Here is a 19,544-nt window from a genome sequence, read left to right on the forward strand (position 1 = left end):
GGCGCGGATCATTGGCGGGAAAGGGTGCGGTCGTGGACCGTGGCGTGGCGCGCTTCGAGTGCGGCCACGATCTGGCCGGCGTTGTCGATGGTGCACACGTCCTGGGGCAGGTTCAGGCCCATGGCCTTCATGTAGGCCTCGCCACCGCGCTCGTCGATGGACATCATGTGGTGCATGCACATCTTGCCTTCTTCGACGCAGCGGTTGAGCACCTTGTCGTACAGGCCGGTTTCCACGCTGGCAAAGCGCTGCACGGGGTCGCGCTCGCTGGGCTTGACGAGGTTCAGGTAGGTGGTCTTGTCCAGCGCCTTGCCTTCGGTCTTGGCCTTGGCCACCCACTGCTCGAAGTCGCCCTGGCTCAGGCCGTGGAACTTGAAGGTCATGCCCGAGAAGCCCGAGCCGCTGTAGTGCGAGGCGATGCCGGGGTACACGCCCGGCTTGTTGATTACGGCGTTGAGCTCGGTCTGCATGCCGGGCATGGCGTAGATCATGCCGGCCAGGTCGGCCACGTAGAAGGCATTCATCGTGGACGTGGCCGTGAGCTTGAACAGGATGGGGCGGTCCACCGGGGCGGCCAGCTCATTCACCGTGGCAATGCCCTGTTCGGGGTAGAAGAACAGCCATTTCCAGTCCATGGCCACCACCTGCACCACCATGGGGGTGGCCTGGGCTTCGAGCGGCTTGGTGGCCGAGATGCGGTCCAGCGGGCGGTAAGGGTCGAGCTTGTGGGTGCCGATCCAGGTCAGCGCGCCCAGCGCGATGATGATCAACAGGGGCACGGTCCAGATCACCAGCTCCAGCGTGGTGGAGTGGTGCCAGTCGGGGTCGTAGTCCTCTTCGGTGTTGGCGGTGTTGCTCTGGCGGTACTTCCAGGCGAACCACAGCGTGAGGGCGATCACCGGCACGATGATGATCAGCATCAGCAAGGTGGCCTGCACGACCATGTGGCCCTGCTGCGAGGCGATGTCGCCTGCGGGATTGAGGACGACGGCCTTGCTGCAGCCGGCGAGGCTGGTGGCGGTGGCCGCCAACGCAAGCCATGCCGGCCCGCGAAGTTGGGGAAGTTTGAACATGTGATGGGCCCAACAAAGGCGTTTAGGGGTAAACGCGAATGACAATTTGCCGCTCAATGTAATAGAGCAGCCAAATTTGTCCATTGGACATTTTGTCCAAGGTCAAGTTTTTGCCCCTTTTTGGGGCAGCCAGCGAACACACTGCCAGTACCGAAATCCCTGCAGAGACAGCCTATGGGCATTTGTCCTGCGAGAACGTGGGTGAAACCGCCCTTGTCGGGCCGGGCTGCTGGGTGTAAAACGTGGGTGTATCAGTTACACAACAAAGGAGCCCTGTTCATGAGCAGTCCCGCCTCTGCGATCTACCCGGCGAATGGCTTTGAAGAAGGCCACGCTTCCCTCTCCCGCGCGGACACCCATGAAGACGTCACCCCCAGCGAAATTGCCGTGGGCGTGATCATCGGACGCTCGTCCGAGTATTTCGACTTCTTCGTTTTCGGGATCGCCTGCGTGCTGGTCTTCCCGTCGTTCCTGTTCCCCTTCATGTCGCGCCTGGACGGCACGCTGGCGGCCTTTGCGCTGCTGGCCGTGGCCTTCGTGGTGCGGCCCATCGGCACCGCCATCTCCATGGCCATCCAGCGGCGCTGGGGCCGGGGCACCAAGCTGACCATTGCGCTCTTCCTGCTGGGCGTGTGCACGGTGGGCATGGCCTTTTTGCCCGGCTACAAGGACCTGGGCACCACCGCCATCGTGGCGCTGTTGATCCTGCGCATCGGCCAGGGCCTGGCGCTGGGCGGCTCGTGGGACGGCCTGCCGTCGCTGCTGGCGATGTCGGTGCCCAAGCACCGCCGCGGTTGGTACGCCATGATCGGCCAGCTGGGCGCGCCCGTGGGCTTCGTGCTGGCGGCCGGCCTGTTCGCCTACCTGTACGCCAACCTGTCGGTACAGGAGTTCCTGGCCTGGGGCTGGCGCTACCCGTTCTTCGTGGCGTTTGCCGTGAACGTGGTGGCCCTGTTCGCCCGCCTGCGCCTGGTGGTGGGCCAGTCGTACACCGAGCTGCTGCAGGACCGTGAGCTGCAGCCCGTGCCCGTGCACGAGGTGATGCGCGACGAAGGCAGCAACGTGCTGCTGGGCGCGTTTGCGGCGCTGGCCAGCTTTGCGCTGTTCCACCTGGTCACCGTGTTCCCGCTGTCGTGGATCACGCTCTACACGGACCAACCCGTAACCCAGATCCTGGGCGTGCAGATCGTCGGCGCCTTCCTGGCGGCCGGGGCCATCATGGTCTCGGGCTGGCTGTCGGACCACCTGGGCCGGCGCAAGCTCTTGGGCGGCATGGCGGTGCTGATCGGTGTGTTCAGCTTCATGGCGCCGGTGCTGCTCAATTCTGGCGAAGTGGGCAGCACCATGTTCCTGCTGCTGGGATTTGTGCTGTTGGGCCTGTCGTACGGCCAGGCATCGGGCACGGTGACGGCCAACTTCTCGCCCAAGAACCGCTACACGGGCGCCGCCCTGTCGGCCGACCTGGCCTGGATCATCGGCGCGGCCTTTGCCCCGCTGGTGGCCCTGGGCCTGTCGGCCCAGTTTGGCCTGCTGGCCGTGACGGTGTACCTGCTGTCGGGCGTGGCCTGCACCCTGGGCGCCCTGAACCTGAACCGCCGCATGGAGCGGCGCGACCGATAAGAGCGGCGAAAAAACTCTTAGGTAGTTCTACAAGAGAGAGCGAGGGGCGGGCCTGTTGACGACAAGGCACGGCCCTGTAGAGAAGCGATGCAAGAACCCGGTGGCTGCCTTGGCGGCCACCGGGTTTTTTGTTTTCAGAACCTGGTTTCAGGAATCGCGGCCGATGATCTCGAAGAACGCCCGGATCAGGCGCATGTCCCGGCGCTCGGCCAGGCAGACCACGTGGGCGTAGGTCTTGATCTGCGCGTCGCTGATGCGCACCGCGTGCAGGCCCGCGCCGGGCACGTATTCCACCTCTGACACGGCAGCGACGCCCAGGCCCTGCAGCACGGCCTCGCGGATGATCTCGCGGCTGGCGACTTCCATCACCACCGTGGGTTGCACGCCCGCGGCCTTGAGCGCCGACTCGATGGCCTTGCGCGTGGTGGAGCCCTGCTCGCGCAGGATCAGCTTCTCGCCCTGCAGCTCTGCCGTGCGGATGCTGCGCCGGCGCGCAAACCGGTGGTCTGCATTGCAGAAGATCACGATGGGGTGCTCGCTGTACGGCACCGACACGAAGCGCTTGTCCTTGAGCACCTGCGCCAGCACGCCCACGTCGGCCCGGTAGTCGAGCAGGCGGGTCAGCACGTCCTCGGAGTTGCCGGTGCCCACCGAGATGTTGATGTCCGGGTAGCGCTGGTTGAAGGCGGCCAGCATCTTCGTGACGTGCGAGGGCCCCACGGCGGCCACGCGCAGGTGGCCCGAGCGCAGCTCACCCGCATCGCGCAGCACCTGCACGGCCTCCAGCTCCAGCCCGAAGATCTGGCGCGACAGCTGCAGCAAGCGCTCGCCGATCTCCGTGGGGCGGATGCGCCGGCCGGTGCGGTGGAACAGCTCCACCTTGTACAGCTCCTCCAGTTGCTTGACCTGGGTGGTCACCGTGGGCTGGCTCACGTGCAGGGCCTGGGCCGCGCGCGTGAAGCTGCCCTCCGTGGCCACGGCGTGGAAGGACCTCAGCTGTGTCAGGCGCATGGCATTCGTCTCCGTGTTATCCCGTGCCAACTATAGATTGAATGAATGCAACGGTGAAAAAAGTTGAATTTGCCAGATAGTGCGCGAGCGCCGACAGTAGGGCCATGCGTCGGGCCCCGTGAGGCATGCGCACACAAGAGGTTCAAACCCAACCCTTAGGAGACATCGATGAAATTCACGCGACGATCCCTGCTGGCCAGCACATCCCTGGTGCTGGCCCCCTCCCTGGTGGGCCTGAGTGCCACGGCCAGGGCCGCAGCCGGCACCCTGACGGTGGGCCTGATTCCTTCCGAGGATTCGCGGGCCATGATCGCCAACAGCCAGGCCATGATGGACATGCTGTCCAAATCGCTGGGCATGCCGGTCAAGCCCTTTGTGGCGGCCGACTACAACGGCGTGATCGAGGCCCTGCGCTCCAAGCGGCTCGATGTGGCCTACCTCGGCCCCTTCTCGTACGTGATGGGCACCACCGTGGCGCCCATCGAGGCCTTCGCCGTGGCCGAGACCAAGAAGGCCGGCCGGGCCTTCTACCACGCGCTCATCGTGGCCCACAAGGACAGCGGCATCAAGACCGTGGCCGACCTCAAGGGCAAGACCTTTGCCTTCGTGGACCCGACGTCCACCTCGGGCCACCTGTTCCCCAAGGCCGGCCTGATGAAGGAGGGCTTCAACACCGACAAGGATTTTGGCCGGGTCGTCTTCTCCGGCTCGCACGACTCGAATGCCGTGGCGGTGCAGAACAAGAAGATCGAGGCCGTGGCGATTGCCGACCGCATCCTCGATGCGGCCATCGCCAAGGGCCTGGCCAAGCGCGAGGACCTGGTGGTGGTGTGGAAGTCGGACCCGATCCCCGAGTCGCCCACCGTCTGGCGCAAGGACCTGGACGCGGACCTCAAGAAGCGCGTGCAGGCCGCCTTCCTGGACGTGAAGGACATCCCATGGTCGGACCAGGGGATGCTCAACGGGTTTCATCCCACGAACGACAAGGCCTACGACATCATCCGCGAGACGGCCAAGATCCTGAACCTCGACCTGAGGGCCATGAAATGATCAAGATCCGTGGCCTGAGCAAGCGCTACGGCGACTTCGATGCGCTGACGGGCATCGACCTCGACGTGGCGCCGGGGGAGTTCCTGGTGGTCCTGGGGCCTTCGGGCGCCGGCAAGTCGACGCTGCTGCGTTGCATCAACCGCCTGGCCGAGCCCACGAGCGGCGAGATCCACATCGACGGGCAACTGGCCCGGCCCAGCGGCGCGAGCCTGCGCGGCCTGCGCCGCCAGGTGGCGATGATCTTTCAGCACTACAACGTGGTGCCCCGCCTGTCGGTGCAGAAGAACGTGCTGACGGGCCGCATGGGGGCGGTGCCTTCGGTGCTGTCATGGCTGCAGATCTTTCCGCGCAAGGACGTGGCGATTGCGCGGGAGTGCCTGCGCCGTGTGGAGCTGCAGGACAAGGCCGGGCTGCGCACCGACACGCTCTCGGGCGGGCAAAAGCAGCGCGTGGGCATTGCGCGTGCGCTGGCCCAGCAGCCCAAGGTGATCCTGGCCGACGAGCCGGTCGCCAGCCTGGACCCGAAGACCTCGCGCACGGTGCTCAACTACCTCAAACAGGCCAGCCGCGAGCTGGGCATCACCGTGGTCTGCAACCTGCACCAGATCGACTATGCGCGCGAGTTCGGCGAACGCATCGTGGGCGTGTCGGGCGGGCGCATCGTCTGTGACGGCGGGCCCGAGGGCCTGACGGACGAGGTGCTCAAGCGGATCTACCCCGGCCTGGACGAGGGCGACGCCCGCAGCCGCGGCGCCCCCGCCGTGGCGGCCGCAGCCGCACCCGCGCTGCGCCAGCTGGAACTTGAGGAGGCAGGCGCATGAACATCGGTTCCTACACTTTTCTGGTGGCCCGGCCCAGCGGCGGGCTGGGGTGGTGGCCGCGCATCGGCCTCGGTGCGCTGTTCGTCGGCGTGCTGTGGTGGGCCGCGCGCGGCGCGCAGGTCAGCTTTGGCGAGCTGGCCAAGGGCCTGCCGTGGATCGGCGACTTTCTGGGGCGCATGCTGCCACCCAACTGGGCGTTTCTGGACAAGCTGATCGTTCCGGCGATCGAGACCATCCAGATCGCCGTGTGGGGCACCCTGCTGGCCGTGGTGCTGGCGATTCCGGTGTGCTTCTTCGCCGCGCGCAACCTGACGCCGAACGTGGTGGTCTACCAGCTCACCCGCCAGCTGTTCAACGTGACGCGGGGCGTCAACGAGATCATCCTGGCGCTGGTGTTCGTGGCCGCGGTGGGGCTGGGACCGTTTCCGGGCGTGCTGGCACTGGCCGTGCATGGCGCGGGCATGCTGGGCAAGTTCTTCTCCGAGTCGATCGAGGAGATCGACCAGGGGCCGATCGAGGCGCTGCGCTCCACCGGGGCCGGGCCCATACAGACCATCATCTTTGCCGTGCTGCCCCAGGTGGTGACCGCATGGATCGCCGTGGTGCTGTACCGCTTCGAGACCAACCTGCGCCAGGCCACCGTGCTGGGCATGGTGGGCGCGGGCGGCATCGGCTTCGAACTGGTGGGCAGCATGAAGCTGTTCCAGTACCAGGACACCGCCACCTGCATCGCCGTGATCATCGCCATGGTGATGGTGGCCGATGCCATCTCGACCCGGCTGCGTGCCTGGATTCAAAAAGGAGCCCGTTGATGAATGCTGCTGTGATCGACTTCGTGCAGGCCAATGGCCGGCAATACGCCAGGCCCGCCGCACCGGTGGTGGTGGTCTGCGTGGATGGCTGCGAGCCCGACTACCTGACCCAGGCCATCCAGGCAGGCGTCGCGCCCTACCTGGCGCGCATGCAGGCCCAGGGCGGCTCGCTGATCGGGGACTGCGTGGTGCCCAGCTTCACCAACCCGAACAACGTGTCCATCGTGACCGGCGTGCCGCCCTCGGTGCACGGCATTTGCGGCAACTACTTCTACGACGTGGCTGCCGACCGCGAGGTCATGATGAACGACCCCGAGTACCTGCGTGCCCCGACGCTGCTGGCGGCCTTTGCGAACGCCGGTGCGCTGGTGGCGGCGGTGACGGCCAAGGACAAGCTGCGCACCCTGCTCGGCCATGGCCTCAAGGGCATCTGCTTTTCGGCCGAGAAGGCCGACAAGGCCACGCTGGCCGAGTGCGGCATCGAGAATGTGCTGGAGCTGGTGGGCAGGCCCGTGCCCTCGGTGTACAGCGCTGACCTGAGCGAGTTCGTGTTTGCGGCCGGTGTGCGCCTGATGGAGACCCGCCGGCCGGACCTGATGTACCTGTCGACCACCGACTACGTGCAGCACAAGTGCGCCCCGGGCACGCCGGAGGCCAATGCCTTCTACGCGATGATGGACGGCTACCTCGCCCAGCTCGATGCGCTGGGTGCGGTCATCGGCCTCACCGCCGACCATGGCATGAGCCCCAAGACCGACGCCGCCGGCAACCCGCGCGTGGTCTACCTGCAGCAGGAGCTGGATGCACAGCTGGGCGCTGGCAGCACGCGGGTGATCCTGCCCATCACCGACCCCTACGTGGTGCACCACGGCGCCCTGGGCTCGTTCGCGACCATCTACGTGAATGCCGGCGCCGCGCTGGAGGGCGTGCGCAGCGCGCTGCAGGCCCTGCCGGGCGTGGAGGTGGTGCTGACGCGCGAGGAGGCGGTGGCCCGCTTCGAGCTGGCGGGCGACCGCATAGGCGACCTGGTGGTGGTGTCGGACCACCTCACGGTGCTGGGCACCAGTGAGGCGCGGCACGACCTGAGCGGGCTGACCGTGCCCCTGCGCTCGCACGGCGGCATCTCGGAGCAGAAGGTGCCGCTGCTGTTCAACCGGCCCCTGAAGGGCGTCGCCCCCGGTCGGCGGTTGCGCAATTTCGACGTGTTCGACCTCGCGTTGAACCACGCTTTTCCCTCCGTCTAGAGGTCTCTCCATGCCACATGAATACTTGAACCCCGTACGCAGCGTCTACGGGGCAGGGGAACTGTTGTCTCTGCCAAAGCTGCTGGGCGGCCGGCGGGCGCTGCTGGTCACCTTTCCGGAGGCCCGCCAGCTGGGCCTGGTGGCCCGCATCGAGGGCCTGCTGGGCGACCAGCTGGCCGGTGTGATCGACGATGTGCGTCCCAACCCGGACGTCGCGGAGCTTGCGGCGGTCTACGACGCCTTCTGGTCCGGTGGGGCCGCGAGTGCCGAGGTGATCATTGCGGTGGGCGGTGGCAGTGCCATCGATACCGCCAAGGCGCTGATGGTGGCCACGCCCAGCGGGCGTTTCTCCGAGCTGGTGGCGCTGCTGGCGTCCGGCAAGGCCTTCACGCCAGCGCGGACCAAGACGCTCATCGCCGTGCCGACGACGGCCGGTACCGGCAGCGAGGTGACGCCCTGGGCCACGGTATGGGACCGCGGCGCGCAGAAGAAGTACTCGCTGCACCTGCCCGAGACCTGGCCGAGCATTGCGCTGATCGACCCCGAGCTCATGCTGTCGCTGCCCGCCTCGGTCACGCTGCAAAGCGGGCTGGACGCGCTGTCGCATGCGCTGGAGGCGATCTGGAACGTGAATGCCAACCCCGTGTCCGATACCTTCGCGGTGGCGGCGGTGCATGAAATCCTGGATGCCCTGCCGCAGCTGATGGAGCACCTGGACGACGCGGTGCTGCGCGGTCGCATGGCCCTGGCGGCCCTGAAGGCCGGCATGGCCTTCTCGAACACGCGCACGGCACTGGCGCACTCGATCTCGTACGAGATGACGCTGCGCTACGGGCTGCCGCACGGCATTGCCTGCAGCTTTCCGCTGCCCATGGTGCTGGAGCGGGCCATTGGCCAGAGCCCGGAGCGCGACGCCGTGCTGGAAAGCGCGCTGGGAAACCTGGCCGGCGCGCCGGCCCGGCTGGCCCGCTTCATCGAGGAACTGGGCGTGAGGACGCGCTTTGCCGACTACGGCGTGAGTGACGACCAGGCGCAGCAGATGGTGGCTCATGCGCTGACCGGCGCACGCGGCAAGAACTTCATCGGAGCCAACACGGCAGCACTCAAGGAGGCAGCATGAGTTGCATCATGGAAAGCGCGGACTTCCGCGCGGAGGCCCTGCGCATCGGCGGCGCCAGGGTGCGCACGGAGCGCAGCATCGACGTCGTCAACCCCTACAGCGGCGAGCGCGTGGGCACGGTGGGCATGGCCAGCGTGGAGGACGTGCGCCGGGCGATGGACATCGCCCAGGCCTATGTGCCCACGCTGTCGCGCTACGAGCGTTCGGCCATCCTCAACCGGGCGGCGGCGCTGCTGCGCGAGCGCACCGACGAGGCATCGAACATCATCACCGCCGAGTCGGGCCTGTGCAAGAAGGACAGCACCTACGAGATCGGGCGCGTGGCAGACGTGCTCAACTTCGGCGCCAACGAGGCCCTGCGCGACGATGGGCAGGTGTTCTCGTGCGACCTCACGCCGCACGGCAAGAAGCGCAAGGTGATCACCACGCGCGAGCCGCTGTTGGGTGTCATCACGGCCATCACGCCCTTCAACCACCCCATGAACCAGGTGGCGCACAAGGTGGTGCCGGCCGTGGCCACCAACAACCGCATGGTGCTCAAGCCTTCGGAGAAGGTGCCCCTGTCGGCCTACTATTTTGCCGACCTGCTGTACGAGGCCGGCCTGCCCGTGGAGATGCTGCAGGTGGTGACCGGCGATCCGCGAGAGATCGCCGACGAGCTGCTGACCCACCGCCACGTCGATCTGGTCACCTTCACCGGCGGGGTGGCCATTGGCAAGTACATTGCGTCGAAGGCCGGCTACCGGCGCATGGTGCTGGAGCTGGGCGGCAACGACCCGTTGATCGTGATGGACGATGCCGACCTGGACAAGGCCAGCGACTTGGCGGTGCAGGGCTCGTACAAGAACTCGGGCCAGCGCTGCACGGCGGTCAAGCGCATGCTGGTGCATGAGAAGGTGGCGGCCGAGTTCACCGAGCGCGTGGTGGCCAAGACGGTGGCATGGCGCTATGGCGACCCGATGGACAAGGCCACCGAGATGGGCACGGTGATCGATGAGGCCGCGGCCCGCCACTTCGAGAAGGTGGTGAACGAGGCCATCTCCCAGGGCGCGCGCTTGCTGGCGGGCAATGTGCGCGAGGGCGCGCTGTACTCCCCCACGGTGCTGGACCGGGTGCGGCCGGAGATGACCGTGGTGCGCGAGGAGACCTTCGGCCCCGTGTCGCCCATCCTGACCTTTCGCAACATCGACGAGGCGATCTGCATATCCAACGGCACGGCCTTCGGCCTGTCGTCGGGCATCTGCACCAACCGCCTGGACGACGTGACCCGCTTAGCCAAGGAGCTGCAGGTCGGCACCGTCAACCTCTGGGAGGTGCCGGGCTACCGCATCGAGCTGACCCCGTTCGGTGGCATCAAGGATTCGGGCCTGGGCTACAAGGAAGGGGTGCAGGAGGCGATCAAGTCGTTCACCAACTGCAAGACGTTTACCTTGCCATGGTGAGCGGGCAGGCATTCGTCCCGCACGCAGGCCCTAGATCGCCATGCCCTGCACGGCGCTGGCCAGAGGCTCCAGTGCCGCCATGTCTGCTGAAGTGAGCGTGATGGAGGCAGCCGCCGCGTTTTCCTGGAGCCGGGAGGGCTTGCGGGTGCCGGGGATCGGCACGGCGGTGGCGCCCAGCAGACGTGCCTGCGTGTGCAGCCAGGCCAGCGCCAGCTGCGCCGCCGAGAGCCCGCGGGCGGCGGCCAACTGCTCGACCTGGGCCACCAGGCGGACGTTGGCCGCCTGGTTGTCTGCCGCAAAGCGCGGGAAGTTCCTGCGGGCGTCGTCGGCACCCAACTGGCCGGCAAAGCTGCCACTGGTGAGCAGCCCGCGCCCCAGCGGGGCATAGGGCACGATGGCGATCCCCAGCGCCACGGCGCATGGCAGCACCTCGCGCTCGATCTGGCGGCTGAACAGCGACCATTCGGACTGCAGTGCCGCGATGGGATGGATGGCGTGTGCCGTGCGCAGTTCGTCGGCCGTCACCTCGCACAGCCCGAGCGCGCGGACCTTGCCGGCGCGCACCAGGTCGGCCATGGCGCCGATGGAGTCGGCCAGCGGCACCTCCTGGCTGCGCCGGTGCATGTAGTACAGGTCGATGGTGTCGATCCCCAGGCGCTGCAGCGAGCGCTCTGCCGCGGCGCGGATGTAGGCGGGCCGGTTGTCCAGGCTCCAGTCGCCGGGAGTGTCGGCGGTGCGGGTGTAGCCGAACTTGGTGGCGATGACGGCGCGGCCCCGGTGCGCCCGCACGAAGGGGGCGAGAAAGCTTTCGTTGGCGCCCAGGCCGTACATGTCGGCGGTGTCCAGCAGGGTGGCGCCCAGGTCCATTGCCTGCGCCAGCGTGGCCTGCGACTGCGCTGCATCGGCGGCGCCATAGAACTCGCTCATGCCCATGCAGCCCAGGCCCTGGGCCCCGACCATGGGGCCGGCGCGGCCGAGTTGAACCTGTGCGAGGGCGGGGTGCTTGTGTGCCATGGAGAACGATCCGGAAAAAGATGAACAAGCGCCCTGTTATAAGTATGGACCATGGTCCAAGGTCAAGCCGCCAGTGCAATGCTGATTTCCGAATTCGCCCGGGCCGCAGGCCTGCCGCAGGACACGGTCCGGTTCTATGTGAAGAAGGGCCTGATCACCCCGCGGCGTGGGCAACTGGGCGGTTCCAGCGCCTACCAGACCTTCACCGAGGACGACCTGGTCGCGGTGCGCATGGTTCGCCTGCAGCAGTCGCTGGGCTATTCGCTGGGCGAGATTGCGGCGCTCAACGAGGAATACCGCCGGGGCGCGCGCTCCAGGGCGCGGACGGTCGAGGTGCTGCGCACGCAGATCGAGCGGCTGGAGGACAAGAAGGGCCAGCTGGAAGGCGCGCTGGCCTTTCTGCGCGACAAGCTGGAATGGATCGAGGCGGGCAAGCCCGCGGGTGCGCCCCGGATCGGCGACTACCGGTGCTGAGGCGGCCGGTGCCTGCCGGGACGCGCAAGAGGTTCTAGCGGGCAGGGATCGGCGGGTGCGCCGATGCCTGTGCCACAGCAGCGAAAGCCCCCACCACCACCTCCCGCACGGTGTTCGCCACCTCGTGCCGGCTCTCCCTGCGCCAGGCAAGGTGCAGTTCGGCATGCAGGCCCGCCGGGTCGCGCAGCGGCCGGAACGCGACATTCGCATAGCCCAGCCGCATGGCCGATTGGGGCACGAGCGCGACGCCCCAGCCCGCATCGACCAGCGCCAGGATCGAATGGGTGTGGCTGAGCGTGAGCACGGTGTCTGGCGCCACGCCCTCGGCGCGCAGGCGGCCGGCGATCAGCTCGTAGATGTAGCGTGTTTCCGACGGGCAGAACTCGATGAAGGGCTGGCCCTGCAGCGCCGCCAGCGGCATCGGCCCGCCCTGGGCCAGCGGATGGCTGGCGGGCGCGGCCAGCACCAGGGGCTCCTGCAGCAGAGGTGCTGAAGCAGCGAAGCTGCGCGGTGCGAAGGGCCGTACGATGCCCAGGTCGAGCCGGTCGCCGGCCAGGGCTTCGAGCTGGTCCACGCTCTGCATCTCGCGCAGCACCACGTGCACGTCGGGCAGGCCGGCGCGGATCGCACCGAGCACCCGGGGCAGGAGGGCGAAGCTGGACGCGGCGATGAAACCCAGCGTCACGCTGCCGGCATCGGCGCGCATGGCCCGGCGCGCCGCCAGCGTGGCGGCCTGGCTGCGGCGCAGGATGTCTTCGGCCTCGCGCAGGAAGGTGGCGCCCGCGGGCGTGAGGCGCACCGCACCGCCCGCGCGCTCGAGCAGGCGCACCCCGACCTCGTGCTCCAGCAGCTGGATCTGGCGCGTGAGCGGGGGCTGCGTCATGTTGACCAGGGCGGCAGCGCGGCCGAAGTGCAGTTCGGTGGCGACGGCCACGAAGCAGCGCAATTGGGAGAGCTGGAACACGATCTATTTCTTGAATGGCGCCATCGCCTGTTTGGATTGGACACTGCCTGGGTGGCTTTTTACAGTGGATCCCATTGTTTCACTGTATCCAGGAGCTGCATTGTGAGTTCATTCCAGGGGCCGGCGCTGCGCAGCGCACTCGGCGGTATTTCGGGCATTTTGGTCACGCCGTTCGGTGCCGATGGCGCGGTGACCGCCGCGCCGCTGCGCCCGGTGGTGGACCGGGCCGTGCAGGCCGGCGTGCAGGTGCTGGTGGCCAATGGCAACACCAGCGAGTTCTATGGCCTGGAGGCCGGGGAGGCCGAGCAGGCGGTGCAGTTCGCCGCCGAGTGCGTGGCGGGGCGCGTGCCGCTGCTGGCCGGCGTGGGCCGCAGCGTGGGCGAGGCCTGCCGCCTGGCCCGTGTCTCGCGCGATGCGGGGGCCGATGCGCTGATGGTGCACCAGCCGCCAGATCCCTTTGTTTCGCCGCGTGGCGTGGTGGCCTATGTGCAGCGCATCGCCGAGGCGGGCGGCGGGCTGCCGCTGGTGCTGTACCTGCGCAACGAGAACATCGGCCTCGCCGCCGTGGAGGCGCTGTGCCGCATCCCCGAGGTGATGGGGGTCAAGTGGGCGTCGCCCACGCCGCTGCTGCTGGCACAGGCCATGCGCCGCGTGGAAGACCGCAACCTGGCCTGGGTCTGCGGCCTGGCGGAGGTGTGGGCGCCGCCGTTCTACGCGGTGGGTGCGCGCGGTTTCACGTCGGGGCTGATCAACGTGCTGCCCGAGCGGTCCGTGGCCATCTTCCAGGCGCTGGAGGCCGGCGACCACGCGCTGGCGATGCGCCTGATCGGCGAGATGCTGCCTTTCGAGGAACTGCGTGCGCAGGAGAACAACGGCACCAACGTCACCGTGGTCAAGGCCGCGCTGCAGCTGATGGGCAACTCCTGCGGAGCCACGCGCCCGCCCTCGGCCTGGCCGCTCACCGAGCGGCAGCAGCAGGAACTGGGCGCCTTGCTGGCAGGCTGGAATCTGCTGCGCTGAACTGACCTGGCCTGACCTCTCCGTTTCTCTCCAGGCTTCTCTCTGCGACCCCAAACCAATAATCAGGATGACAAACATGCCATTTCGCCGCTCTGTGCTGGCGCTCGCCGCGCTCGCTCCCCTCACCGCCGCCCTGTTCAGCACCGGTGTGCTGGCCCAGGCTTTTCCGGCCAAGCCCATCACCATCGTGATCGGCTCCACGCCGGGCAGTGCCACCGACGGCCTGGCCCGCAGCGTGGCTGCGGAAATGGCCAAGGCCACGGGTCAGGCCGTGGTCGTGGACAACCGGGCCGGTGCGTTCGGCAGCATCGCCGCGCAGTACGTCGCACGCGCCCAGCCCGACGGCTACACCGTGTTCATGACGACCAACACGACGCAGTCGGCCAATCCCCACCTGCTCAAGAAGATCGCCTACGACCCGATCAAGGATTTCGCGCCCGTCTCGCTGCTGGCGCGCGGCTACCTGGCGCTGGTGGTGAACCCCCAGGTCAAGGCCAGCAACGTGGCCGAGCTGGTGGCGCTGGCCAAGGCCTCGCCCGGCAAGCTCAACTACGGCTCGGGCAGTTCGTCGGCCCAGGTGGCCACCGAGCTGTTCCAGCAGTCGACCGGCACCCAGTTCAACTTCGTGCCCTACAAGGCCAACCCACCGGCCGTGATGGACCTGGTGGGCGGACAGATCGACCTGATGATTGTGGACCTGACCACCAGCCTGCCGCAGGTGAAGGCCGGCAAGCTGCGCGCCCTGGGCGTGAGCAGTGCGCGCCGCTCGCCGCTGGTCCCCGACGTGCCGGCCATCGGCGAGTCGCTGCCGGGCTACGAGTTCGGCTACTGGAATGCGCTGTATGCGCCCGCCGGAACGCCTGCGCCCGTGGTCCACCGGCTGAGCAGCCTGGTGCGCGATGCACTGGCCACGCCGGCGGTGCGCCAGGTGATCGAGCAGACCGGCCAGGAGGCATCCTTCATGGGCCCGGAAGAACTGGCGAAGTTCCAGCTCGGTGAACTGGCACGCTGGGGCAAGATCATCAAGGCGGCGGGGATCCAGCCGGAGTAGACCGGCCACCGCATGGCGTCCCGCGCGCCTTGCGCGCGGCCCGGAGCGTTCTCTGGCGCCGGGATCAGTCCTGCGGCCTGAACCCGATGGTCAGCGAGGCCGGCACGCGGCCGTCCACGTCGCGCGGCAGGGTCTCGGTCTTGTCCAGAGCGCGCAGCACGGCGTCGTCCCAGGCCTTGTTGCCGCTGGACTGCACCAGGCGCTTGCCGACGATGGTGCCGTCGGGCGCCAGGCGCACCTCGACCTCGGCGCGCGGGTTGCCCGAGATCGCATCGGGGTAGACGATGTTGGGCTTGACCTTGGCGGCCACGCGGCCGCCGTAGCTGCCCGAGGGGCCGGAGTCGCGCTGGGCGGTACCGGTCGACTTCTCGTTGCCCTCAGAGCCCGCCAGGCCTTGCATGCGGCGCAGGTTGGCCTCGCGCTGGGCGGCCAGCTGCTTGGCTTCGGCCTCGGCGCGCTGTTGCTGCTTCTTGGCGGCTGCTTCCTTGGCTTCCTTTGCATCCTTGGCCTCTTCGGCCTTGCGCTTTTCCTCGGCCAGCTTCTTTTGCTTTTCCCTTTCCTGCTCGGCCTTCTTCTGCTCGGCGAGCTTTTCCTTCTTTTCCTTTTCGAGGCGTTCCTCGCGCTCGTCTTCCTTGCGCTCACGCTCGCGCTTTTCGCGTTCGAGCTTCTCGGCGCGGGCTTTTTTCTCCTGCTCCAGGCGCTTTTTCTCGCGCTCGATGGCGATGTCGGCTTCGCGCGTGTCGGGCTCCACGGCACGCGGCGGCGGTGGGGGGGGCGGCGGCGGCGGCGCGGGTGTGGGAACGGGCCGTGGCTCGGGTGGCGTGGGCGGGGTGGGGGGCGTGGGCGGCGTCACCTCGGGTGGCGCGGCCTGCTGGGGTACGGCAGACCACAGCTCGGCCTGCACGGCGGGCTGGTCGGAGCTGGCCTTCCAGTTCACGCCCCAGGTGAGTGCGCCGATCAGCGCCAGGTGCACCAGCACCGCCAGCGAGATGGCTCGCAGGCGGGCAGGGGGGGCGGGGGGCGCAAACTGGTCGCGGTCGTCTTGGGCGTGCATGGAAGGGGTGGAGCGCTTTGCAGGGTCGTCGGTTCCGTGGAGGGATGAAATGGGCGTCAGTGGCTTGTCTACCGCTGGCAGCGCATACACACAACGTGCCAGGCGCCCAAAGCGTTGTCTGCCTGGCTTGCTAGCCGCCCTGCTTGACGGACAGCCCCACGCGCTGGACGCCCGCCTTCTGCAGGGCGTCCATGGCCTTGACCACGTTGTCGTACATCACGCCCTTGTCGGCCGTGATGATGACTGCCGTCTCCCTGGTCTGGTTCTTCTGCCAGCGCAGCGCGGCCTCGCCGATCTCGCGCTGGCTCATGCTGCGCGTGGCCTCGGGGGTCTTGAGCTGCAGCGAGCCGTCCTTGTTCACCACGATCTGGGCGACCACCTTGGGCAGGTTGCGGCCCTTGCCCACACTGGGCACGTCGACCATGCCGGGGGTGAGCATGGGCGCCGTCACCATGAAGATGATGAGCAGCACCAGCATCACGTCGATGAACGGGACCATGTTGATCTCGTTGATGGTGCGGCGGCCTCGGCCGCGGGACGCCATGGCGGGCATGCGGGCTCCCTTCCTGTTTTCAGTGGCCGGAGGCCGAGGTGGGCTGTTGCGCGCCCAGGTTGCGCTGCAGGATGTTGGAGAACTCCTCGATGAAGGTCTCCTGGTGCGTGGCCACGCGGTCGATGTCGCGGGCAAAGCGGTTGTAGGCGATCACGGCCGGGATGGCTGCGAATAAACCGATGGCGGTGGCCACCAGCGCTTCGGCAATGCCCGGGGCCACGGTGGCCAGGGTCACCTGCTCCATGCCGGCAAAGCCGGTGAAGGCGTGCATGATGCCCCACACCGTGCCGAACAGGCCCACGTAGGGCGATACCGAGCCCACGGTGGCCAGGAAGGACAGGCTGGATTCGACCACGTCCATCTCGCGCTGGAAGCTGGCGCGCATGGCGCGGCGTGCGCCGTCCATCAGGGTGCCGGCATCGGTGATGCGGCGCTCGCGCAGTTTCTGGTACTCGCGCATGCCGCTGGCGAAGATGCGTTCCATGGGGCCGGCGTTCTTGGCGTTCTGCGCGGCGCTGGCGAACAGGTCGTTCAGGCTGGTGCCGGACCAGAAGTCGCGCTCGAAGTCGTCGTTGAGCGATTTGATGCGCTTGAGCGCGAACAGCTTGCGGAAGATGGCAGCCCAGCTGGCGACCGAGACGGCCAGCAGCAGCGCCATGACGAGTTGCACCACCCAGCTGGCCTGCAGCACCAGGCTGAGGATGGACATGTTTTGGGAATTCATGTGTTTGTTGAGAGTTGTTCCAGAAGGGTGCTCGGTATTCTTGCGGGCCTGAGGGTGGCGGCGTCCACCCAGCCGATGCGGATGGTGCCTTCACTGAGCAGCAACGCGGACGCATTGTCGGTCATTGGCTGCTCCGGTTTCAGGAGCGCTCGCTGCAGTATTGTCAACGATGCGCGGCCTGCCTCCTGCAGCTGGGCGGTAACAATGAGTTCGTCGTCGAGCCTAGCTGGCCGCAGGTAGCGGACCTGGCTGTGGGTTACGACAAACATGCCGCCGGTTTGTTCCCTGAGTTGTTGTTGGCCGATGCCGAGGGAGCGGAGCCATTCGGTGCGGGCGCGTTCGAAGAATTTGAGGTAGTTGGCGTAGAAGACTATTCCGCCCGCGTCGGTGTCTTCCCAATAGATCCTGATTGGGAATTCAAAAGCCATTTGCTTGCCTCTTGTGTAGTGGTCGCTGCATGCTTTTGCACAGGACGGGAGCCGGGATGTGCGCCCGGCGGCGCACCCACTTTCTTTTGCGTCGCCAAAAGAAAGTGGGCAAAGAAAAGGCGACCCCCAGTCTGCGTCCCCCGATCGCCCTGTCGGGCGAACGGGGGCAGCCTGCGATGCTCGGATCTGGGGTGGGCGTCGCTGAACTCGCTGCGTGCTTCGCACTCCGCTCAAACAGCAGCGACGAGCCAGATGACGAAGTGCGTGTGTCCTTCGGCACACGCACCCACCCCAGCTCCTGCGCTTCTCGGCGCAGCCAGCAGGGGTGGGGAGCGGGTACCACCCGGCTGCTGCTTGCGCAGCTGCGCCGGGGGGCGGTTACGCGCTGCGCGCTGCCGACGGGCGGCGTAGCCGCCCTGCCCAGGCCGAGCGCAGCGACGGCACCCCGGGCCGAGCGAAGCAATGGCCCGTGTGGAGCCCGCTCCCAACCCCCTCTGACCGTGCCGAGAAGCGCAGGGCCTGGGGTGAGCGCGTGCCGCAGGACACGCGCCTCGTTGTCTAGCTTGCCGCAGCTGTTTGAGCGGAGTTCGAAGAACGCAGCGAGTTCTGCGGCACACCCCAGGACCGAGCATCGCAGGTTGCCCCCTCGCCACCGGCGAGGGGGACACGGGCAGCGGGGTCGCCTTTCTTTGGGGTACGTTTCTTTGGCGAAGCAAAGAAAGGTACCTCGGCCGCCGGGCCGAGACCCGGCCTCCGCCTTCAAAAAAAGAGCAGACCTAACCACTACTCAGATCACCCCAACAAACGACGCAACCGAGCAACCGACTCCTCCAACTGCGCCATCGAATTCGCAGTAGAGAACCGCACAAACCTCTCCGTCTCAGCAGTCCCAAAATCCCGCCCCGGCGTAATCGCCACGTGCGCCCGCTTCATCACCTCAAACGCAAAATCCCAACTGCCATTCACACCCAACCGAGAAGCAGCCTTGGAGCAATCCGCCCAGGCATAAAAAGCACCATCCGGCATGACAGGCACCGACAGCCCCATCGACTGCAGCGCGGGAATGAAGAAATCGCGCCGTGCCTTGAACTCCGCCCGCCGCCGCTCGTACTCGGCGATGCTCTCGGCCTCGAAGCAGGCCAGCGCCGCATGCTGCGAGACCGTGCTCGCGCAGATGAACAAATTCTGCGCCAGGCGCTCGACCACGGGCACCATGGCCTCGGGCACCACCATCCAGCCCAGGCGCCAGCCGGTCATGTTGAAGTACTTGCTGAAGCTGTTGATGCTGACGATGTTCTCGTCGATGGCCAGCGCCGTGTGGCCGAACTCTTCTTCGTACGACAGGCCCAGGTAGATCTCGTCGATCAGCGTGATGCCGTCGTGCGCGCGCACGACCTCGTGGATGCGGCGCAGCTCGCCGGGCGCGATCGACGTGCCCGTGGGGTTCGATGGCGAGGCCAGCAGCACGCCGCGGGTCTTGTCGGTCCAGGCGGCGCGCACCTTCTCGGCGCTCAACTGGTAGCGCTCGGCCGCGGTGGTGGGGACGAGCACGGCCTTGCCGTCCGCTGCGCTCACGAAGTGGCGGTTGCAGGGATAGCTCGGGTCGGGCATGAGGATCTCGTCGCCGGACTCGATGAGCGCCAGGCAGGCCAGCTGCAGCGCAGCCGATGCGCCGGCCGTGACCACGATGCGCCGGGCCGGCACGTTGACGCCGAAGCGCTGTGCATACCAGGCGCTGATGCGCTCGCGCAGGGGCTCCAGGCCCAGGGCGTTGGTGTACTGGGTGGCGCCGTTGCGCACGGCGCGGGCGGCGGCCTCCTGCACCAGGGGCGGGGCGGTGAAGTCGGGCTCGCCGATGTTCAAGAAGATCATCGGCTCGCTGGTGGCCGCTACCTCGCGTGCCAGGGCCTGGGCGGCCTTGGCCACCTCCATCACGTAAAACGGTTCGATGCGCTCGGCGCGCGAGGAGAATTTCATGGCTGGGTGGAGGTCCTGCCCGCGCGGGGCATTGTGGGGGGAGCCCGCCGGGCCGTGCATGCCCGGGGCAGGAAAGCCTGCGATGAGGCTCG

Annotated in this window: 19 protein-coding genes; 10 read left to right on the forward strand and 9 right to left on the reverse strand. The window is 67.4% G+C overall.

The window, feature by feature from the left end:
- Positions 1-8: 8 nt before the first annotated feature.
- Positions 9-1,073 carry a ubiquinol oxidase subunit II gene (gene cyoA, locus AC07PA_RS27715; protein WP_007851379.1) on the reverse strand — a complete coding sequence of 355 codons (1,065 nt, stop codon included), beginning with the start codon at positions 1,071-1,073 and terminating at the stop codon, positions 9-11.
- 279 nt (positions 1,074-1,352) lie between these two features.
- Between cyoA and AC07PA_RS27720 the strand changes: the two genes are divergently transcribed.
- Positions 1,353-2,693 carry an MFS transporter gene (locus tag AC07PA_RS27720; protein WP_007851377.1) on the forward strand — a complete coding sequence of 447 codons (1,341 nt, stop codon included), beginning with the start codon at positions 1,353-1,355 and terminating at the stop codon, positions 2,691-2,693.
- 147 nt (positions 2,694-2,840) lie between these two features.
- Here the strand turns inward: AC07PA_RS27720 and AC07PA_RS27725 are convergent, their stop codons facing one another.
- A complete protein-coding gene (locus AC07PA_RS27725) occupies positions 2,841-3,704 on the reverse strand; it encodes a LysR substrate-binding domain-containing protein (protein WP_494609771.1) in 864 nt (287 codons plus the stop codon).
- 168 nt (positions 3,705-3,872) lie between these two features.
- Between AC07PA_RS27725 and phnD the strand changes: the two genes are divergently transcribed.
- The 6 genes from phnD to phnY are packed head-to-tail and all read left to right on the forward strand — an operon-like array spanning position 3,873 to position 10,193.
- Positions 3,873-4,754: a phosphonate ABC transporter substrate-binding protein gene (phnD, locus tag AC07PA_RS27730; RefSeq protein ID WP_494609772.1), complete on the forward strand. Its 882-nt coding sequence runs from the start codon at positions 3,873-3,875 to the stop codon at positions 4,752-4,754.
- On the forward strand, positions 4,751-5,575 hold the full coding sequence (gene phnC / locus AC07PA_RS27735) for a phosphonate ABC transporter ATP-binding protein (RefSeq protein ID WP_494609773.1): 825 nt from the start codon (positions 4,751-4,753) through the stop codon (positions 5,573-5,575). The genes phnD and phnC overlap by 4 nt, the downstream gene beginning before the upstream one ends.
- Complete coding sequence (gene phnE, locus AC07PA_RS27740; RefSeq protein ID WP_494609774.1) at positions 5,572-6,387, forward strand: phosphonate ABC transporter, permease protein PhnE; 816 nt, start codon at positions 5,572-5,574, stop codon at positions 6,385-6,387. Before phnC ends, phnE begins: the two co-directional genes overlap by 4 nt.
- A complete protein-coding gene (gene phnA, locus AC07PA_RS27745; protein ID WP_494609775.1) occupies positions 6,387-7,631 on the forward strand; it encodes a phosphonoacetate hydrolase in 1,245 nt (414 codons plus the stop codon). Before phnE ends, phnA begins: the two co-directional genes overlap by 1 nt.
- Before the next feature lie 10 nt (positions 7,632-7,641).
- Positions 7,642-8,751, forward strand: coding sequence for an iron-containing alcohol dehydrogenase PsrA (gene psrA, locus AC07PA_RS27750; protein ID WP_494609776.1), 1,110 nt, complete (start codon positions 7,642-7,644; stop codon positions 8,749-8,751).
- The gene (gene phnY / locus AC07PA_RS27755; protein ID WP_494609777.1) at positions 8,748-10,193 is read left to right on the forward strand and encodes a phosphonoacetaldehyde dehydrogenase; all 1,446 of its coding nucleotides are present in this window, start codon (positions 8,748-8,750) and stop codon (positions 10,191-10,193) included. The genes psrA and phnY overlap by 4 nt, the downstream gene beginning before the upstream one ends.
- 30 nt (positions 10,194-10,223) lie before the next feature.
- On the opposite strand, the gene AC07PA_RS27760 is transcribed toward phnY, so the two are convergent.
- Positions 10,224-11,207, reverse strand: coding sequence for an aldo/keto reductase (locus tag AC07PA_RS27760; RefSeq protein ID WP_494609778.1), 984 nt, complete (start codon positions 11,205-11,207; stop codon positions 10,224-10,226).
- A gap of 78 nt (positions 11,208-11,285) precedes the next feature.
- Between AC07PA_RS27760 and AC07PA_RS27765 the strand changes: the two genes are divergently transcribed.
- A complete protein-coding gene (locus tag AC07PA_RS27765) occupies positions 11,286-11,681 on the forward strand; it encodes a MerR family transcriptional regulator (protein ID WP_007851373.1) in 396 nt (131 codons plus the stop codon).
- Positions 11,682-11,715: 34 nt separating this feature from the next.
- Here the strand turns inward: AC07PA_RS27765 and AC07PA_RS27770 are convergent, their stop codons facing one another.
- A complete protein-coding gene (locus AC07PA_RS27770) occupies positions 11,716-12,645 on the reverse strand; it encodes a LysR family transcriptional regulator (RefSeq protein WP_494609779.1) in 930 nt (309 codons plus the stop codon).
- Between the two features lie 102 nt (positions 12,646-12,747).
- Between AC07PA_RS27770 and AC07PA_RS27775 the strand changes: the two genes are divergently transcribed.
- Positions 12,748-13,665, forward strand: coding sequence for a dihydrodipicolinate synthase family protein (locus AC07PA_RS27775; RefSeq protein ID WP_494609780.1), 918 nt, complete (start codon positions 12,748-12,750; stop codon positions 13,663-13,665).
- Positions 13,666-13,741: 76 nt separating this feature from the next.
- Positions 13,742-14,716: a Bug family tripartite tricarboxylate transporter substrate binding protein gene (locus tag AC07PA_RS27780; RefSeq protein ID WP_494609781.1), complete on the forward strand. Its 975-nt coding sequence runs from the start codon at positions 13,742-13,744 to the stop codon at positions 14,714-14,716.
- Between the two features lie 64 nt (positions 14,717-14,780).
- Here AC07PA_RS27780 and tolA read toward each other — a convergent pair whose 3' ends face one another.
- The 5 genes from tolA to AC07PA_RS27805 all read right to left on the reverse strand — a co-directional run bounded on the left by tolA (position 14,781) and on the right by AC07PA_RS27805 (position 19,452).
- Positions 14,781-15,770, reverse strand: a complete 990-nt coding sequence (tolA, locus tag AC07PA_RS27785) for a cell envelope integrity protein TolA (RefSeq protein ID WP_494609782.1) — start codon at positions 15,768-15,770, stop codon at positions 14,781-14,783.
- Between the two features lie 130 nt (positions 15,771-15,900).
- Entirely contained in the window at positions 15,901-16,323 is a 423-nt protein-coding gene (locus AC07PA_RS27790) for a biopolymer transporter ExbD (RefSeq protein ID WP_494609783.1), read from the reverse strand.
- A 19-nt stretch (positions 16,324-16,342) separates the two neighbouring features.
- The gene (tolQ, locus tag AC07PA_RS27795) at positions 16,343-17,047 is read right to left on the reverse strand and encodes a protein TolQ (protein WP_007861827.1); all 705 of its coding nucleotides are present in this window, start codon (positions 17,045-17,047) and stop codon (positions 16,343-16,345) included.
- Positions 17,044-17,475 carry a tol-pal system-associated acyl-CoA thioesterase gene (gene ybgC / locus AC07PA_RS27800; RefSeq protein ID WP_007861829.1) on the reverse strand — a complete coding sequence of 144 codons (432 nt, stop codon included), beginning with the start codon at positions 17,473-17,475 and terminating at the stop codon, positions 17,044-17,046. The genes tolQ and ybgC overlap by 4 nt, the downstream gene beginning before the upstream one ends.
- Positions 17,476-18,267: 792 nt before the next feature.
- On the reverse strand, positions 18,268-19,452 hold the full coding sequence (locus AC07PA_RS27805; protein ID WP_494609784.1) for a pyridoxal phosphate-dependent aminotransferase: 1,185 nt from the start codon (positions 19,450-19,452) through the stop codon (positions 18,268-18,270).
- Positions 19,453-19,544 lie beyond the last annotated feature (92 nt).

The organism is Acidovorax sp. GW821-FHT09B03, assembly GCF_059418305.1.

What these genes read in the sequence shown, in the direction of transcription:
- AC07PA_RS27720 (WP_007851377.1), top strand. Translation starts at nt 1,353, where the DNA reads ATGAGCAGTCCCGCCTCTGCGATCTACCCGGCGAATGGCTTTGAAGAA.
- AC07PA_RS27805 (WP_494609784.1), bottom strand. Translation starts at nt 19,452, where the DNA reads ATGAAATTCTCCTCGCGCGCCGAGCGCATCGAACCGTTTTACGTGATG.
- phnD (WP_494609772.1), top strand. Translation starts at nt 3,873, where the DNA reads ATGAAATTCACGCGACGATCCCTGCTGGCCAGCACATCCCTGGTGCTG.
- ybgC (WP_007861829.1), bottom strand. Translation starts at nt 17,475, where the DNA reads ATGGCTTTTGAATTCCCAATCAGGATCTATTGGGAAGACACCGACGCG.
- phnY (WP_494609777.1), top strand. Translation starts at nt 8,748, where the DNA reads ATGAGTTGCATCATGGAAAGCGCGGACTTCCGCGCGGAGGCCCTGCGC.
- phnE (WP_494609774.1), top strand. Translation starts at nt 5,572, where the DNA reads ATGAACATCGGTTCCTACACTTTTCTGGTGGCCCGGCCCAGCGGCGGG.
- AC07PA_RS27725 (WP_494609771.1), bottom strand. Translation starts at nt 3,704, where the DNA reads ATGCGCCTGACACAGCTGAGGTCCTTCCACGCCGTGGCCACGGAGGGC.
- tolQ (WP_007861827.1), bottom strand. Translation starts at nt 17,047, where the DNA reads ATGAATTCCCAAAACATGTCCATCCTCAGCCTGGTGCTGCAGGCCAGC.
- psrA (WP_494609776.1), top strand. Translation starts at nt 7,642, where the DNA reads ATGCCACATGAATACTTGAACCCCGTACGCAGCGTCTACGGGGCAGGG.
- AC07PA_RS27765 (WP_007851373.1), top strand. Translation starts at nt 11,286, where the DNA reads ATGCTGATTTCCGAATTCGCCCGGGCCGCAGGCCTGCCGCAGGACACG.
- AC07PA_RS27790 (WP_494609783.1), bottom strand. Translation starts at nt 16,323, where the DNA reads ATGCCCGCCATGGCGTCCCGCGGCCGAGGCCGCCGCACCATCAACGAG.
- AC07PA_RS27760 (WP_494609778.1), bottom strand. Translation starts at nt 11,207, where the DNA reads ATGGCACACAAGCACCCCGCCCTCGCACAGGTTCAACTCGGCCGCGCC.
- phnC (WP_494609773.1), top strand. Translation starts at nt 4,751, where the DNA reads ATGATCAAGATCCGTGGCCTGAGCAAGCGCTACGGCGACTTCGATGCG.
- phnA (WP_494609775.1), top strand. Translation starts at nt 6,387, where the DNA reads ATGAATGCTGCTGTGATCGACTTCGTGCAGGCCAATGGCCGGCAATAC.
- tolA (WP_494609782.1), bottom strand. Translation starts at nt 15,770, where the DNA reads ATGCACGCCCAAGACGACCGCGACCAGTTTGCGCCCCCCGCCCCCCCT.
- cyoA (WP_007851379.1), bottom strand. Translation starts at nt 1,073, where the DNA reads ATGTTCAAACTTCCCCAACTTCGCGGGCCGGCATGGCTTGCGTTGGCG.
- AC07PA_RS27780 (WP_494609781.1), top strand. Translation starts at nt 13,742, where the DNA reads ATGCCATTTCGCCGCTCTGTGCTGGCGCTCGCCGCGCTCGCTCCCCTC.